14 protein-coding genes and 2 pseudogenes are annotated in these 15,732 nt (G+C 55.8%); 7 read left to right on the top strand and 9 right to left on the bottom strand.

Annotated elements, in window-relative coordinates; translation table 11 throughout:
- Positions 1-68: 68 nt before the first annotated feature.
- Entirely contained in the window at positions 69-1,421 is a 1,353-nt protein-coding gene (locus CJU81_RS03120) for a GntP family permease (protein WP_095029848.1), read from the bottom strand.
- A gap of 85 nt (positions 1,422-1,506) precedes the next feature.
- A complete protein-coding gene (locus CJU81_RS03115) occupies positions 1,507-2,040 on the bottom strand; it encodes a gluconokinase (protein WP_095003258.1) in 534 nt (177 codons plus the stop codon).
- Positions 2,041-2,269: 229 nt separating this feature from the next.
- Between CJU81_RS03115 and CJU81_RS03110 the strand changes: the two genes are divergently transcribed.
- Positions 2,270-3,301 (top strand): LacI family DNA-binding transcriptional regulator, encoded by a 1,032-nt coding sequence (locus tag CJU81_RS03110; protein WP_095029949.1) that lies wholly within the window; start codon positions 2,270-2,272, stop codon positions 3,299-3,301.
- A gap of 112 nt (positions 3,302-3,413) precedes the next feature.
- Here CJU81_RS03110 and CJU81_RS24420 read toward each other — a convergent pair.
- Both CJU81_RS24420 and CJU81_RS24415 read right to left on the bottom strand, forming a co-directional pair.
- Positions 3,414-3,842, bottom strand: a pseudogene (locus tag CJU81_RS24420) (methyl-accepting chemotaxis protein); the annotation flags it as partial.
- Between the two features lie 120 nt (positions 3,843-3,962).
- Positions 3,963-4,634, bottom strand: a pseudogene (locus CJU81_RS24415) (PAS domain-containing protein); the annotation flags it as partial.
- Between the two features lie 706 nt (positions 4,635-5,340).
- Here CJU81_RS24415 and CJU81_RS03100 point away from each other — a divergent pair.
- On the top strand, positions 5,341-5,787 hold the full coding sequence (locus CJU81_RS03100; protein ID WP_095035454.1) for a GNAT family N-acetyltransferase: 447 nt from the start codon (positions 5,341-5,343) through the stop codon (positions 5,785-5,787).
- Here CJU81_RS03100 and def read toward each other — a convergent pair.
- Together def and CJU81_RS03090 are read right to left on the bottom strand one after the other, a co-directional pair.
- Positions 5,741-6,280, bottom strand: a complete 540-nt coding sequence (def, locus tag CJU81_RS03095; protein WP_088377955.1) for a peptide deformylase — start codon at positions 6,278-6,280, stop codon at positions 5,741-5,743. The two genes, CJU81_RS03100 and def, sit on opposite strands and share 47 nt — an antisense overlap.
- Positions 6,281-6,282: 2 nt before the next feature.
- On the bottom strand, positions 6,283-7,236 hold the full coding sequence (locus tag CJU81_RS03090) for a YihY/virulence factor BrkB family protein (protein WP_088377956.1): 954 nt from the start codon (positions 7,234-7,236) through the stop codon (positions 6,283-6,285).
- Positions 7,237-7,517: 281 nt separating this feature from the next.
- Here CJU81_RS03090 and CJU81_RS03085 point away from each other — a divergent pair, with 281 nt between their 5' ends.
- Positions 7,518-7,898: a hypothetical protein gene (locus CJU81_RS03085; RefSeq protein ID WP_016782092.1), complete on the top strand. Its 381-nt coding sequence runs from the start codon at positions 7,518-7,520 to the stop codon at positions 7,896-7,898.
- A 121-nt stretch (positions 7,899-8,019) separates the two neighbouring features.
- Here the strand turns inward: CJU81_RS03085 and fadD1 are convergent, their stop codons facing one another.
- Both fadD1 and fadD2 read right to left on the bottom strand, forming a co-directional pair.
- Complete coding sequence (fadD1, locus tag CJU81_RS03080; protein WP_095035453.1) at positions 8,020-9,711, bottom strand: long-chain-fatty-acid--CoA ligase FadD1; 1,692 nt, start codon at positions 9,709-9,711, stop codon at positions 8,020-8,022.
- Between the two features lie 329 nt (positions 9,712-10,040).
- Positions 10,041-11,729, bottom strand: a complete 1,689-nt coding sequence (gene fadD2 / locus CJU81_RS03075) for a long-chain-fatty-acid--CoA ligase FadD2 (protein WP_095035452.1) — start codon at positions 11,727-11,729, stop codon at positions 10,041-10,043.
- A gap of 207 nt (positions 11,730-11,936) precedes the next feature.
- Between fadD2 and CJU81_RS03070 the strand changes: the two genes are divergently transcribed.
- Both CJU81_RS03070 and CJU81_RS03065 read left to right on the top strand, forming a co-directional pair.
- The gene (locus tag CJU81_RS03070; protein ID WP_095035451.1) at positions 11,937-12,881 is read left to right on the top strand and encodes an alpha/beta hydrolase; all 945 of its coding nucleotides are present in this window, start codon (positions 11,937-11,939) and stop codon (positions 12,879-12,881) included.
- 78 nt (positions 12,882-12,959) lie between these two features.
- Positions 12,960-13,430: a MaoC family dehydratase gene (locus tag CJU81_RS03065; RefSeq protein WP_019829146.1), complete on the top strand. Its 471-nt coding sequence runs from the start codon at positions 12,960-12,962 to the stop codon at positions 13,428-13,430.
- A gap of 118 nt (positions 13,431-13,548) precedes the next feature.
- Here the strand turns inward: CJU81_RS03065 and CJU81_RS03060 are convergent, their stop codons facing one another.
- A complete protein-coding gene (locus CJU81_RS03060) occupies positions 13,549-14,016 on the bottom strand; it encodes a PA2169 family four-helix-bundle protein (protein WP_095029858.1) in 468 nt (155 codons plus the stop codon).
- Positions 14,017-14,223: 207 nt separating this feature from the next.
- On the opposite strand from CJU81_RS03060, the gene CJU81_RS03055 reads away from it, so the two are divergent.
- Both CJU81_RS03055 and CJU81_RS03050 read left to right on the top strand, forming a co-directional pair.
- Positions 14,224-14,460, top strand: a complete 237-nt coding sequence (locus tag CJU81_RS03055) for a DUF3820 family protein (protein ID WP_016782086.1) — start codon at positions 14,224-14,226, stop codon at positions 14,458-14,460.
- A 12-nt stretch (positions 14,461-14,472) separates the two neighbouring features.
- Complete coding sequence (locus tag CJU81_RS03050) at positions 14,473-15,660, top strand: aminotransferase class V-fold PLP-dependent enzyme (protein WP_095035450.1); 1,188 nt, start codon at positions 14,473-14,475, stop codon at positions 15,658-15,660.
- Positions 15,661-15,732 lie beyond the last annotated feature (72 nt).

Raw genomic sequence — 15,732 nt, 5'->3', positions numbered from 1 at the left:
AGCGGTGCAACAGATACACCGCGTTGCGCCCATCGCGAGCAAGCCCGCTCCCACAGGTTTGGGGACGCTTAGACCACCAACGACAGCAGCAGAATAAAGATCAAGCCGACAATCGACAGGATGGTTTCCATCGCGGTCCAGGTCTTGAAGGTTTCAGCCACGGTCATGTTGAAGTACTGCTTGACCAGCCAGAAACCCGCATCGTTAACGTGAGACAGGATCAACGAGCCTGCGCCGGTCGCCAGCACCAGCAACTCGCGGTTCACACCCGGAATCAAATCCACCACCGGCAACACAATCCCCGCCCCGGTAATGGTCGCCACGGTCGCCGACCCTGTTGCGATACGAATCACCGCCGCCACCAGCCAGGCCAGCAGGATTGGCGAGATTTGCGCGTTCACCGCCATATGGCCGATCACGTCACCCACACCGCTGGCTACCAGCATCTGCTTGAAACCGCCGCCCGCGCCAATGATCAGAATGATCGCTGCGGTGGGGGCCAGGCTTGCGTCGAGCAGTTTGAGGATGCGCTTGGAGTCGATCCCCTGGCGGGCACCGAAGGTGTACAGCGCCAGCAACAATGCCAGCAACAGCGCGCTGATCGGGTGACCGATCATGTCCATCCATACACGGAAGAAGTTGCCATCAGGCAACGCAACGTCTGCAAAGGTTTTGAGCAACATCAGGAACACCGGCAACAGCACGGTGACCAGAGTGATGGAAAAGCTCGGCAGCGTGCTGGATTCCGGCTCGCTGGCCAGTTGGTCCATCAACTCCTGGGAAGCATGACCCGGGATGTACTTGGCGATAAACGTGCCGTAAATCGGCCCGGCAATTATCGCGGTAGGCAGCGCAACGATCAGGCCGTACAAAATGGTCTTGCCGATATCAGCACCAAACACGCCAATGGCCAGCAGCGGGCCCGGGTGAGGCGGTACCAGCCCGTGAACAGCCGACAAACCGGCGAGCAGCGGGATGCCGATTTTAATGATCGACACGCCGGTACGGCGCGCAACGATAAACACCAACGGGATCAGCAGCACAAAGCCGATTTCGAAAAACAACGGAATACCGACCAGGAAGGCGGCAAACATCATTGCCCACTGGACCTTTTCCTTGCCGAAGGCACGGATCAGGGTGCGGGCGATCTGGTCTGCCCCCCCGGAGTCGGCCATCATTTTGCCAAGCATGGTGCCCAGCGCCAGGATGATCCCGACAAAGCCCAGCACGCCGCCAAAGCCGTCCTGGAACGACTTGATGATCAGGTTGGCAGGCATGCCGGCAGTCAGGCCCAGAAACGCCGAGGCAATGATCAACGCAATAAAGGGGTGCAACTTGAATCGGGTGATCAAAACGATCAGCCCGATAATGGTCACCACTGCATCAAGCAGCAGAAACGTATTGTGGGACATGCCTAGCATGGGGCGTCTCCTGCCTTTTTGTTGTTATCAAGTACGGGGGTGCCGCTACAGCCGAGGCAGATAGCGCTATCTGTTTGAAACAACATCATGAAGTTGCCATTACCGTCTGCTCGCACCACCAGTCTCGGGCGGCGCTTGCTAATTGCTTAACGTTCATCTGGGCTGCATTTAATGTCAGCACCAAAGATTCATTGGTCGGTGATTCAAGTGCAGCGAACTGGCTGTCGATCAGCGTCTTGGGCATGAAATGCCCCGGACGATCGGCCACCCGGGCAGCCGCCACCTCAGGGGTCAGCTCCAGAAACACAAAGCCCAGACCGTCTACCGCACTGCGCAAACGCTCGCGATAACGCAGTTTGAGTGCCGAACAGGTCAGCACCGGGCGCTGACCACTGGCAACCGCACGACGCAATTCATCGCACAGGCTGTCAAGCCAGCCGGCACGATCTTCATCGGTCAGGGGGATGCCGGCACTCATCTTGGCAATGTTGGCCGCCGGGTGAAAAGCATCGCCTTCAATCGGGGTCGCGCCATTGAGCTGGCACAGTGCCTGGCTAACGCTGGATTTGCCGCAGCCGGCAACACCCATGATGACCAGAGCAGTGATAGGTTGACTCATGAAACACCTCAGTCCGTAGACAGCGCTGTCTTTGTCCATGCGTTCAATACTTGAAAGCAAAGCACAAAGCTTAGGCTACCGACGTCTATTTCTCATTTTTATGGGGAGACGCGGAGACGCTCTCGACATACAAAGCTGGGGTAACTGATTTACACGCAATCAGGCAATTGCGGGTCCGACAGGACAGCGCTACCTTAGTGACTTGTTTTTTGTTTGGCAAGCCGCCCTGATGACCACCTCTAAAAACGATAAAAACACCCGAACCACGGGTCGCCCTACCCTTAACGAAGTTGCCCGCCTTGCGGGGGTCAGCCCCATCACGGCTTCACGCGCCTTGCGCGGCATCAGCAGCGTCGCCACCGAGCTCGTAGAAAAGGTGCGCATTGCCGCCGACGAACTCAACTACGTGGTCAACCCGGCCGCCCGTGCGCTTGCTTCGGCGCAGAGCCATTCAGTCGTGGTACTGGTGCCTTCGTTGTCCAACCTGTTGTTTATCGACACCCTCGAAGCCATCCATGACGTACTGCGTCCTCGGGGCTTTGAAGTCCTTATCGGTAACTTTCACTACTCGCGCGATGAAGAAGAAAACCTGCTGCGCAATTATATGTCCTACCAACCTCGCGGCTTGTTGCTGACCGGCTTTGACCGTTCCGAAAGTTCGCGGCGGATGATCGAGACCAGCAATGTACCTTGCGTGTACATGATGGAGCTGGATGCGGCCGAAGGCTTGAACTGCGTCGGCTTTTCGCAACTCCAGGCCGGCGAAACAGCGGCCCGGCACTTGATCTCCCGTGGCCGCCGGCGCCTGGCTTATATTGGTGCCCAACTCGATCAGCGCACGCTGCTGCGTGGCGAGGGTTATCGCCGCGCCTTGCAGCAAGCCGGTTTGTACAACCCGGAACTTGAAGTGCTGACCCCCCGCCCCTCTTCGGTCGGCCTGGGGGGTGAACTGTTCCTGCAATTGCTCGCCAGCCATCCACAAGTGGATGCGATCTTTTTCGGCAACGACGACCTTGCCCAGGGCGCCTTGCTGGAGGCGTCACGTATCGGCATAAAAATCCCGGAACAAATAGCCGTACTGGGCTTTAACGATCTGCCGTCTTCGGAGTTTATGGTGCCGCGCCTGAGCAGTATTCGTACTCCTCGGGAGGCCATTGGCCGTCGGGCAGCCGAGCAGATGCTGACACTAATGGCGGGCAATAAAGTTGCCAACCCGGTGCAGGACATGGGCTTTGAGTTGATGGTGCGCGAGAGCAGTTAAAGCCCGATCACCCTTTGTAGTCGCTGACGAGGCACGAGGCTGCGATGGGCTGCGCAGCAGCCCCTGGATTAATCGCAGCCTCGTGCCTCGTCAGCGACTACAAATAGCGGCCTTAATGCAGTTGCAGCGTCGAATTGAACTGGCTGATGGCATCCACCACATGCCTGGAGCCTTGCTGGATTTCCAGAATCGCCTCCCCTGCCTCATTGGCCAGCTCAACTCCAAGCCCCGTGCGACTCAGGCTCGACTGCATGCTGGTCACCGCACTCAGCGACAGATCATGGTTTTTGCGCACCACTTCGACAATTTCCAGGGTGGCCGCACTGGTGCGCGCGGCCAGGCTTCTGACCTCATCCGCCACCACTGCAAAGCCGCGCCCGTGCTCCCCCGCCCGCGCTGCCTCGATCGCGGCGTTTAACGCCAGTAAATTGGTTTGATCCGCAATGCCGCGAATGGTCTGTACGATCTTGCCGATACTGTCCGACTGCTTGCTCACCGCATCAATGCTCTGCGCTGCTTCATTAAGGTCTTTGGAAATGGCTTCGATGATTTGCACGGTTTGTTGAACCACTTGCGAACCTTTCTGCGCACAAGCATCGTTTTGTACTGAAGTGCTGTGGGCCGATTCGGCTGCGGTCTGCAAGTTAGTGACTTGGGCTGTGATGTCACTGGCGAATTTCACCACTTTGTACAGCCGCCCCTTGGCATCGAAAATCGGGTTGTAGGACGCCTCGAGAAAAACCGTGTGCCCGTACTTGTCGACCCGCTCAAACCGTCTGGAATGGTATTCGCCGCGATTGAGCGAGGCCCAGAAAGCCTTATAGCTGGCTGACTCGGCCTCAGTACGACGACAGAACATGCCGTGATGCTGGCCGACAATTTCGCTCAGCGAGTAATGCATGGTGTCGAGGAAGTTCTGGTTGGCATTGATCACCCGCCCGTCCGGCGAAAATTCGATCACTGCCATAGACCGGCTCAGGGCATTCACGATGCTCTGTGTTTCATGCTCTTTATTGATCCGATCGGTGACATCCGAAGCCACCTTGATCACACGCACAACGTGCTGCTCTGCGTCGACGATGGGCATGTAGCTGGCTTCAAGCCACACCTCACGCCCGACCTTGTCGAGCCGTGAAAAAGTGCCGCTCAAGGGTTCGCCACGTGCCAGATCCCGCCAAAAATTGTTGTACTCAGTGGATTTGACGTAAGCCGCTTCGCAAAATAGTCGATGGTGCTTGCCGCGAATTTCATCAACGGAATAACCCACCACCCGGCAAAAATTCTCATTGGCATCCAGGATAGTGCCGTCAGGGGCGAACTCAATGATTGCCATGGACCGGCTGATGGCCTGCACTTTGGCGGCCATGTCATTTAATGAGCCGCTAAGACGTTGATTTTCGAGCAGGTCGGCTTTGCGATGCGAATCAAACATGGCTCAATCCCTGGAGGTGCTGTCTATTGATAATTCAAAAGTTTCAAGACGCAGCCGGTCAGCTGGGTTTATCACTCTTAACGTTAGAGCTGTACGCACTTCAAGGGTTTGAGCGCTTATGGCCACGGCCCCGTAAACATGGAGCATAGCTAGCCAAATCACGCGCGCAAGCAAATGGCCATCAACCTGCGACGGAACGCCCACGCTTTAACAATTCACCAAATGGATGATGCCGAATTTAAAAGTGGCAGGGCCCCGACGAGCGAGCCCCTGCGAAAGTCTACTTAATGGCCAAACAACCCGACGTCAGTTTTCTTGGCCTTTTTATCAGCGCGTTTTTCATCGGCCGTTTTAGCGGGCTTTTTCTTCGCTGCTTTTTTTGAATCCATACCTTTAGACATGTTATGCACTCCAGCAATCAGGATTGTTAACTGAGGTATAGCACTGATCCGTGGTGAACTTTCATTTAAAGTAGGTTATTCAAAAATGAATGCGAGTATGTACGTTTTAATTTCGAATACAGTTCACTCACACTATTCAGCCAACCCGCAGAAATTTGTCTTTTGGTTATTTATACTACGTACCCCTTCCTTGAGCCTGTGGACTTATGACTGCCATTATTTACGCCCCGCTTGAAGCGGTTTTATGGCCATTGATGAACAAGTTTTATCGCGCACATCAATCATCGATGAAGGCGGTCAGGGATGCGCAATTATGGGTGGCCCGTCAGGAGGAGATTGTTGCAGGCTTATGTTTGCGGCCGATAGCACACGGCCACTGGCTGACCGGGTTGTTTGTCGCGCCAGGGCTACGCGGCCAAGGGATCGCCCGGGCACTGGTCAGCCAGGCAGTCGCCGCCTGCGATGGCCCGGTCTGGTTGTTCTGCGACCCGCAGTTGCAAAATTTCTATGAAAAACTCGGGTTCAGCCTGGACGTAGAGTTGCCCCACGCCCTGCACGAGCGGCTGGTTCGCTATCAACGCAACAAAGCGATGATAGCGATGGGCCTTACTCCTTCGTGCCAGGCTCCAGATCAGGAAACAGCACCTCAATAAAACCGAATTTGCTGAAGTCCTTGATCCGGGAGGGATACAGACGACCGATCAAGTGATCGCACTCATGCTGCACAACCCGCGCATGAAACCCCTCTGCAACCCGTACGACTGGCTCACCTTTGGGGGTGAAACCTTCGTAACGGATCTTGTGAAAGCGCTCTACGACGCCGCGCAGGCCCGGTACTGACAAGCAGCCCTCCCAGTCTTCCTCAAGCGCCGGGCTCAAGGGAGTGATCAGGGGGTTGATCAGGATGGTCTGCGGCACGGCCTCGGCATCCGGGTAGCGCTCGCTGTGCTCAAAACCAAAGACCACCAATTGCAGGTCAACGCCGATCTGCGGCGCTGCCAGACCCACGCCACCCGCGTGCTCCATGGTCTGCAACATGTCGTCGAGCAGTTGCCAGAGCTCAGGAGTGTCGAACATTTCAGCCGGTACCGGCTGGGCTACGCGCAATAGACGCTCATCGCCCATTTTCAGGATTTCACGAATCATGGTCAGGCTTCATCTGAAGTAGCTTTAATGGAATGGTCGCGCCCAAGGCCGGAGACATGTTGCTTGGGATCAGGGTCGTCGGCCTCGTCGAATGTTTTCTCACCCGGGTTCTTGCCTTCAGCCGACATATGTTCGATCACGGCATTCATTTCAGCACCCAGTAACAACACCGCCGATGAAATGTAGAAGTACAGTAACAGCACGATGATTGCACCGATACTGCCATACATGGCGTTGTAGTCTGCGAAGGTTTTGACATAAAAAGCAAAACCCAAAGACGCCACGATCCAGACCACCACGGCCAACACCGAGCCCGGCGTAATAAAGCGAAATTTCTGCTCCACATCGGGCATGACGTAATACATCAATGCCACGGCCACCATCATCAGCAAAATAATCGCCGGCCAGCGCAGGATGGTCCACAGCGTCACGACAAAGTCTTCAAGCCCCACCTGCCCCGCGAGCCAGCTCATGACTTGCGGCCCGAGCACCATCAGTGCGGCGGCGACCAGCAGCATGCCGGCAATGCCGATGGTGTAGAAAATCGATAGCGGAAAACGCTTCCAGATGGGCCGTCCTTCAACCACGTCATAGGCGGCATTCATCGCACTCATCATCAGCCGTACACCCGCCGAAGCCGTCCACAGAGCAATCACGATACCCACCGAGAGCAGTCCGCCCTTGGATTGCTGCAACTGGTCGATAACCGGATTGACCTGTTCCAGTGCCTGCGGCGGCAATACCAGCTCGGACTGCAGGCGCAGCCAGGTGAAGAAGTCAGGCAGATGCAAAAAGCCGATCAATGCGATCAGGAACAGAATGAACGGGAATAACGAAAACAGCATTTGATAGGCCAGCGCCGAGGCGTAGGTCGACATTTCATCGTCGATAAATTCCTTGACCGTTCGGATCAAGACTTTGCCCAAAGGCAGGCCGTTCAAGCCCGGGAATAACATAGCGTCTCCTTTCGCCGCATCGTTAATGAGGTCAACACGCCTCCAAGCGAAGGGTTTTACCTAAAAGTAGCCCAATTGGCGACTTTGAAAACACCGGATCGCCAAACTCGTAAAAAGGCCAACCCAACATTGACCCTGTGGCCCAGCATCGAGTTTCATTTATTTTCTGCCCATCATTTCGTCGATCAGCGCAGGTTAGGCTTTATGTTTACCCGCTAACCCCCGAGAATACGCGACGTATTCAGGCTATGGCGCTGAAGATCCGCAATTGTAGGAAGGTTATGAAACTCGATAAAAAGCTGGCTATTGCCCGCAGAAACCAGGAACTCGGCGGCGCGGTACTCGGCGTCAACAACTGCCATTTCGCCGCACTGAACACCAACAAGAATATCTGGTGGTTCGATATTCCGCTGGCTCGCCTGGCTGTGGGCCAGTACGAATGGGTGCATCTGCTGCTGCACACCCCAAGCACCGACGAGCTGCTGCACTTGAAGGTAACCACTGCATTCCTGCGTGAAAAACGCGAAGGCATGGTAGTACGTGCGACGCACAAGCGTACGCCGACCATGAGCCTTGAGTTGAGTGCGGACAAGGACTCCTACCTACAGGACGTACGTCCGACAGGTACTGGTGTCAACTTCGCTCAGTTCTTGCAGAAATAAACCGTGGGAGCGAGCCTGCTCGCGAAAATTTCAGGTACTGAATTTTTTCGCGAGCAGGCTCGCTCCCACACAAGTAAACGAAAAAGCCCCGCAATGCGGGGCTTTTTCGTATCCGGGCCTGTTACTTCTTGAGACCCAGCTTTTTCAGTTCTTCGTCGCGCAACTCACGACGCAGGATCTTGCCTACGTTGGTAGTCGGCAAGCTGTCGCGGAACTCGACAAACTTCGGCGCCTTGTAGGCCGTCAAATTGGCCCGCATGTGCGTCATGACCTCATCCTTGGTCAGCGTCATGCCCGGCTTGACCACAATGAACACCTTGATCAACTCACCGGTCTTCTCGTCAGGGATACCAATTGCCGCGCACTGCAATACGCCCGGCAAAGAAGCCATCACGTCTTCCAGTTCGTTGGGGTACACATTGAAACCCGACACCAGAATCATGTCTTTTTTGCGATCAACGATACGCATGTAGCCATCAGGCTGAATCACTGCGATATCACCGGATTTCAACCACCCTTCGCTGTCCATGATCTCGGCGGTAGCGTCAGGACGCTCCCAGTAGCCTTTCATGACTTGCGGGCCCTTGATGCACAGCTCGCCGACTTCACCCAGCGGCAGCTCTTCGCCGGCATCGTCGATGACCTTGCACAGGGTCGAAGGCACCGGAATGCCAATGGTGCCGATCTGAATGCTCTGAGCCGGGTTGACCGTGGCCACAGGGCTGGTTTCGGTCATGCCGTAACCTTCGCAGATCGGGCAACCAGTCACGGTCTTCCAGCGCTCGGCCACCGACAGTTGCAAGGCCATGCCACCCGACAGCGTCACCTTGAGTGCCGAAAAGTCCAGCTTGCGGAATGCCTCGTTGTTGCACAGCGCCACAAACAGGGTGTTGAGGCCGACAAAACCGCTGAATTTCCACTTGGACAGTTCTTTGACCATCGCCGGCAAATCACGCGGGTTGCTGATCAGCACGTTGTGGTTACCGAGCAACATCATCGCCATGCAATGAAAGGTAAAGGCGTAGATGTGGTACAGCGGCAGTGGCGTAATCAGGATTTCACAACCCTCTTCCAGGTTGGAAGCCATCAGCGCCTTGCACTGCAACATGTTGGCGATCAGGTTGCGATGGGTGAGCATTGCACCCTTGGCGACACCGGTAGTGCCGCCGGTGTATTGCAGCACGGCAACATCACTGCTCACCGGGCTGGCTTCCTTGACCGGCTGGCCCTGACCTTTGCTCAGCACATCGTTGAACTTTACGGCCTGCGGCAAGTGATAAGCCGGGACCATCTTTTTCACGTACTTGATGACGCTATTGATCAGCACACGCTTGAATGGCGACAGCATGTCAGCCACTTCGGTGACGATCACATACTTGACCGAAGTCTGCGGCACGACCTTTTCGGCCAGATGCGCCATGTTCGCCAGGCACACCAGCGCCTTGGCCCCGGAATCCTTGAATTGGTGTTCCATTTCCCGCGCGGTGTACAGCGGGTTGGTGTTGACCACGATCAAACCGGCGCGGATGGCTCCGAACACAGCAATCGGGTATTGCAACAGGTTGGGCAACTGCACGGCGATACGATCGCCCGGCTGCAGGTCGGTGTGCTGCTGCAACCAGGCGGCAAACGCGCCCGACTGCTCGTAGAGCTCACCGTAGGTAATGGTTTTGCCGAGGTTACTGAACGCCGGTTTGTCGGCGAAACGCTGGCAAGATTCCCGCAGTACCGTCTGAATATTTGGGTATTCATCAGGATTGATCTCAGCAGCAATCCCAGCTGGGTACTTATCCTTCCAAAAGCCTTCAATCATGGAAGCCCACTCCTCAGCGTCGCGAATTCTTCACCGCATCGGGTGCGGTTCTTATTTATTTGATTTTTATAATGGAAAGCTCTGACTTGCTCTTACCCTGAAGTCACAAAGCGCGCCGAGAGTAGCAGCTTTGCCAAAGGCCGCCTAGAGCCTGCAAGCGTGTTTAGAGTCACATTCCTGACTGTAGGACAATCCAAAGTCATCATTAGTGCAAATACTCTATTATCTACAAGAACCCTCTATACCGGGCATTCCAGAGCATTATCATAGACATAAAAAAACGCCCGAGGCCTTTCGGCCTCCGAGCGTCTGTCGCCACGATGAACGAATCAGGCGGGATCGCGTAACTCCCGCCGCAGGATTTTGCCCACCGGCGTCATAGGCAAGGAGTCACGCAATACAATCTGCTTGGGTACCTTGTAACCGGTGAAATTTTCCTTGCAGTAGGCCTTGAGCTCCTCAACGGTCACCCCGCCTGCTCGCGGCACCACAAACAGTTTGACTGCCTCGCCAGTGCGCTCATCAGGCACGCCGATAACCGCGCAATTGGCCACTTTAGGGTGCGCCATCACGATGTCTTCGATTTCGTTGGGGTAGACATTAAAGCCCGAGACGATAATCAGGTCTTTCTTGCGGTCGACGATGCGGACAAACCCGTCCGGGTCAATCACGGCGACATCACCGGTCTTGAACCAGCCCTCGGCGTCCAGCACCTCGGCCGTGGCCTCGGGGTTTTGCCAGTAGCCCTTCATCACTTGCGGGCCCTTGACGCATAGCTCGCCGCGCTCGCCCAGACCCAGTTCGACACCTTCGTCGCTGATCACCTTCATGGCCGTACCGGGAACCGGCATGCCCACCGTCCCCAGTCTTGCCAGTGAACCGCAAGGGTTCGCACTGGCCACCGGGGAGGTTTCAGTAAGGCCGTAACCTTCGACAATCCGGCACCCCGTGAGTTTTTCCCAACGCTCTGCCGTAGCCTTGACCAGTGCTGTGCCGCCAGAGTTGGTAATTTTGAGCCCGGAGAAATCCACGGTCTTGAAGTCAGGGTGATCCATGAGCGCAACAAACAAGGTGTTAAGGCCCAGGAAACAGGTAAATTTCCAGTTTTTGAGCTCCTTGATAAACCCTTTGATGTCGCGCGGATTGGTGATCAGCACGTTATGGTTGCCCGTGACCATCATCCCCATGCAATTAGCGGTAAATGCATAGATATGGTAGAGCGGCAATGGGCCGATCATGATCTCGCGACCGTCCTTGAGCATCGGCTGACCATCCGGGCCATGCTGGGACAGGCAGGCACGCAGCTGTTGCATGTTGGCGATCAGATTGCCATGGGTGAGCATCGCGCCTTTTGGCAAGCCGGTGGTGCCGCCGGTGTATTGCAGCACTGCGGTGTCATCCAGGGAAGTCGCCAGTGGGCGGATCACCTGCCCCGCACCCCGGCGCAAAACGCTCTTGAAGGAAATGGCCTGGGGTAACTGATAGGCAGGCACCAGTTTTTTCACCTTGTCGACCACCAGATTGGTGATCCAGCCTTTGGCCGCGGGCATCATATCGCCCATTCTGGCTTCGATCAGGTAGTCGATTTCAGTGTCTTGCAGCACTTCCTGTACGCGCTTGCCGAACATGTTCAGGTACACCAGTGCACGAATGCCGGCACTCTTGAACTGATGACGCATCTCGCGCGAGGTGTAAAGCGGGTTGGTGTTGACCACAATCAGCCCGGCACGCATCGCGCCGAACACGGCAATCGGATATTGCAGGGTATTGGGCATTTGTACGGCGATCCGGTCACCCGGTTTGAGATCGGTGTACTCCTGCAGATAACCGGCAAACGCGGCACTGTGACGCTCAAGCTCTGCATAGGTGATGGTCACACCCAGGTTGCTGAAAGCCGGGCGATCCGCGAATTTCTTGCAGGAGCGTTCAAACACGTCAACGACCGACTTGAAGGCCGTCATATCGATATCCAGCGGTACACCGGCAGGACGTTTGTCATTCCAGAAATCAGGTTGCATTGTTTTTATCCTCGTACCTGAATGTGTCTGCCCTCGTCTCTTGTCTAATAAAAGCAGAGCTTGTGGACGGTAACAGTTATCAAGTTGTAGGCAAATACAGCGATCTTCGCCATTTACATCTTGAATCTTATTACTGCGTGGCGCCTGTTAACTGGCTGCCACGCAAATGCGCGATACACTGCTACGACAACAATTAAAGGAAATGCCATGACCCCTGAGACTTTCTGGCTGGATGCGAATGATCGCAGTGGTCTTTTCGTCAACCAGTGGCTGGGAGACGGCACGCCCAGGGCTGTTGTGCTGCTGGCTCATGGCATGGCCGAACACAGTGGCCGTTATGCCTACCTGGGCCAGACGCTGTGTGCTGCCGGTTTTGCCCTGTATGCCCATGACCAGCGCGGCCACGGCAAAACAGCCGAGCGTGGCACCCTGGGCTACTTTGCCGACAACGATGGCTGGTGCACGGTGGTCAGCGACGTGGCCAGCCTGAGCCGGCATATCAGCCAGAGCCATCCCGGCGTGCCGATTTTTCTGCTTGGCCACAGCATGGGCAGCTATATCGCGCAGGCATACCTCATGCATCACGGTGCCAGCCTGCAAGGGGCGATACTCAGCGCCTCCAACTTCCAGCCGGTGGCACTCTATCGTGCGGCCAGCCTGATCGCCCGCTTCGAGCGCTGGCGCCAGGGGGCCAAGGGCCGTAGCGCGCTGATCGAGTGGCTGTCGTTCGGTTCGTTCAATAAGGCCTTCAAGCCCAATCGCACGGCGTATGACTGGCTCAGCCGTGATCCAGCGCAGGTCGATGCCTACGCCAGCGACCCCTTGTGCGGCTTTCGCTGTACCAACCAACTGTGGATCGACCTGCTTGGCGGGTTGCAGCAAATCAGCAAAGCGTCCAATCTCGCTCAGATCGATCCGGGCCTGCCTTTACTGATAATGGGTGGCGAATGTGATCCGGTGAGTGAAGGCAAGCGTCTCATTGATCTGGCCAACGCTTTGCGAAGTGCCGGCAATCGTCAGTTACAACTGAATGTGTACCCGCAGGCGCGGCACGAACTCTTCAACGAAACCAATCGCGACGAAGTCATGGCAGATGTAATTGCCTGGCTCAATCAGGCTTTGAGCCACACACGGCCTGCGCGAAGCGAATGAGCAAAACACACTTTTTAATTAAAAAGCTTTTAAAATCATAGCTTTAAAACCAAACACTCGTCACAGGACATGCGCTAGATGACTCAGGTTACCAACACCCCGTACGAAGCCCTCGAAGTCGGCCAGACTGCCAGCTACAGCAAAACCGTCGGAGAGCGTGACATTCAGCTTTTTGCGGCCATGTCCGGCGACCACAACCCGGTGCACCTTGACCCTGAGTTCGCTGCCGCGACCATGTTCAAAGAACGGATTGCCCATGGCATGTTCAGCGGCGCGCTGATCAGTGCCGCCGTGGCTTGCGAACTGCCTGGCCCGGGCACCATTTATGTCGGCCAGCAAATGAGCTTTCAAAAGCCGGTAAAAATCGGTGACACCCTGACCGTGCGCCTGGAGATCCTGGAAAAGCTGCCCAAGTTCCGCGTGCGTATTGCTACTCGCGTATTCAACCAACGCGACGAAATCGTGGTGGATGGCGAGGCTGAAATCATCGCCCCGCGCAAGCAGCAGACCGTAACCCTGCCGGTATTGCCAGCGATCAGCATTGGCTAAACGCAAAATGGGAGCGAGCCTGCTCGCGATAGCAGCATCCCGATCATTCTGATCAACCGGGTTGATTGCATCGCGAGCAGGCTCGCTCCCACATTTTGAAACTACAGCTTCAAGCTAATCACGCACGGGCACGGGCCTGATTGCGCAGTGCCTTGACCTGATCGTGGTTACGTTGCACGCCGTGATACTGACGCTCAACCAGATCACGAATACCCACCAGGTTGTGCTTGCTGATTTTCTCCAGCGCTTCTTTATAAGCCTTCAGCGCATGGTCTTCACCGCGCTCGGCTTCGTTGAGCACCGCTTCTTCGTCCTTGCCGGTAAACACCGATTTGACGTCCACCCAACGGCGGTGCAAGTCACCTGCCACGCTGGTGCTGGTTTCCGGGTCGCCTCCCAGGGCACGCACCTGAGCCTGCAGTTCGGCAGCTGCGGCTGCACATTCAGCTGAACGCTTGGCAAACAACGCCTTGAGCTCCGGGTGTTTGATATCTTCGGCGCAGGATTTAAACCCTTCCTGACCGTCTTTGCTGGTTTCGATCAAATCGTTCAGGACGCTAATGGCTTCTTTATTGAGATCAGTCATTGTTCAATTCCTTACAAGGTTGAGGATCGTGCAATAGAGATTGCAGGGCTCGTGCCAGTTTTAGAATTAAATAAAATCCTTATAAATCAGCAACTTAATAAATAACGAAAAAACTGTATCCGGTTTATATGCATGATCTGTCAATTGGCCTTCATGCAAATTGCCTGTATTTTCATCCCATGCTTTAACGCATTAGAAGGCCTGTGCATGAACCCCGAAAAACTCGAACTGCTGGTGACCCGTGAAATGCCCTTCGGCAAATACAAAGGCCGAATCATTGCCGACCTGCCTGGCCAGTACCTGAACTGGTTTGCCCGCGAGGGGTTCCCCCACGGAGAGCTGGGCGGCTTGCTGGCCCTGATGCAAGAGATCGATCACAACGGCCTGTCGGACCTGCTCGACCCATTACGCGCCAAACACTCAAAACCCAAACCCCGCCATTAATAGAGTTGCCCCATGCCAAGGATTGAAGACAACGCCCGCGACGAACACTTCTGGCACGCCATCGCCGAGCGCTACGACGTAGCTGCAGGGCCGATCAACCTGGAAAACGGCTACTTCGGGCGTATGACTCGCGAAGTGGCACAGGACTACCAGCGCAATATCGACTTCATCAACCGCAACAACTCGGTGCCTGTGCGCCAGCACTTCGATACTACCCAGGGCTTGGAAATTCGCGATTCGCTGGCCGGACTGCTCGGTGTAGCCCCTGCCGGCCTGGCACTGACCTTTTGTGCGTCAGACGGTCTGCAATCATTGATCCGCAACTACAACGGCCTGCAAGCGGGTGATCAACTGCTGATCAGCGATCTGGAATACCACAGCGTCGAGTACGCCATGCGTGGGGTAGCACGCCAACGCGGCCTTGAAATCATCGAAATTACCCACACGCACCCCGCCACCTTTGAAAGCCTGGTGGACAGCTATCGCCAGGCGTTTGAACGTAACCCGCGGATCAAGCTGATGGCGCTCACCCACGTAACCCATCGCACCGGCCTGGTCATGCCCGTAGAGGCGATTGTTGCGGCGGCAAAAGAGCATGGGGTGGATGTGATTCTCGATGGTGCCCATGCCCTGGGGCAGATCGAACTGGACCTGCCGGCACTGGGCGTGGCCTTTGCCGGTTTCAACCTGCACAAATGGATTGGCGCGCCGCTGACCCTGGGCCTGATGTATATCGATCCGCAACGCCTGGGCGATATCGACCCCGATATGGGCAACGAGCGCTACCCCGAGCCGGATGTTCGCAACCGCGCCGTTTATGGCACCGTCAACATCCCCGCCTGGCTGACTCTGACCAAGGTGCTGCAGGAACACCATGAAATGGGTGGCGCCCGAGGCAAGGGGGCCCGGCTCAACTACCTGCGAAACCTGTGGGTCAGCGAGGCGCGCAAGATCGAGGGTATTGAAGTCCTGGTCAATGATGATCCGCGGCTGTACTGCGCGATCACATCACTACGCTTAACCCATGTGCAGGATCAGCAGCCGATGGTTGAACGCCTGCTCAAGGATTACAACCTGTTCACCGTGGCGCGTAATGGCTCGGCGTGTGGCAGTTGTATACGCATTACCGTGGGGTTTGCCACTACGGTGGAAGACATCAATCAGTTGGTGCGGGCGCTGCGGGAATTGGCTGAAGGCTAAAAGCCCCTCACCCTGACCCTCTCCCAAAGGGAGAGGGGACTGATCGCACGCGATTTCAAGGACACCGACAAT

It is taken from the genome of Pseudomonas fragi, from assembly GCF_002269505.1.
Taxonomy (GTDB): Bacteria; Pseudomonadota; Gammaproteobacteria; order Pseudomonadales; family Pseudomonadaceae; genus Aquipseudomonas; species Aquipseudomonas fragi_D.
The sequence above is the reverse complement of the archived record's forward strand: the minus strand, read 5'-3'. Positions and strand labels throughout refer to the sequence as shown.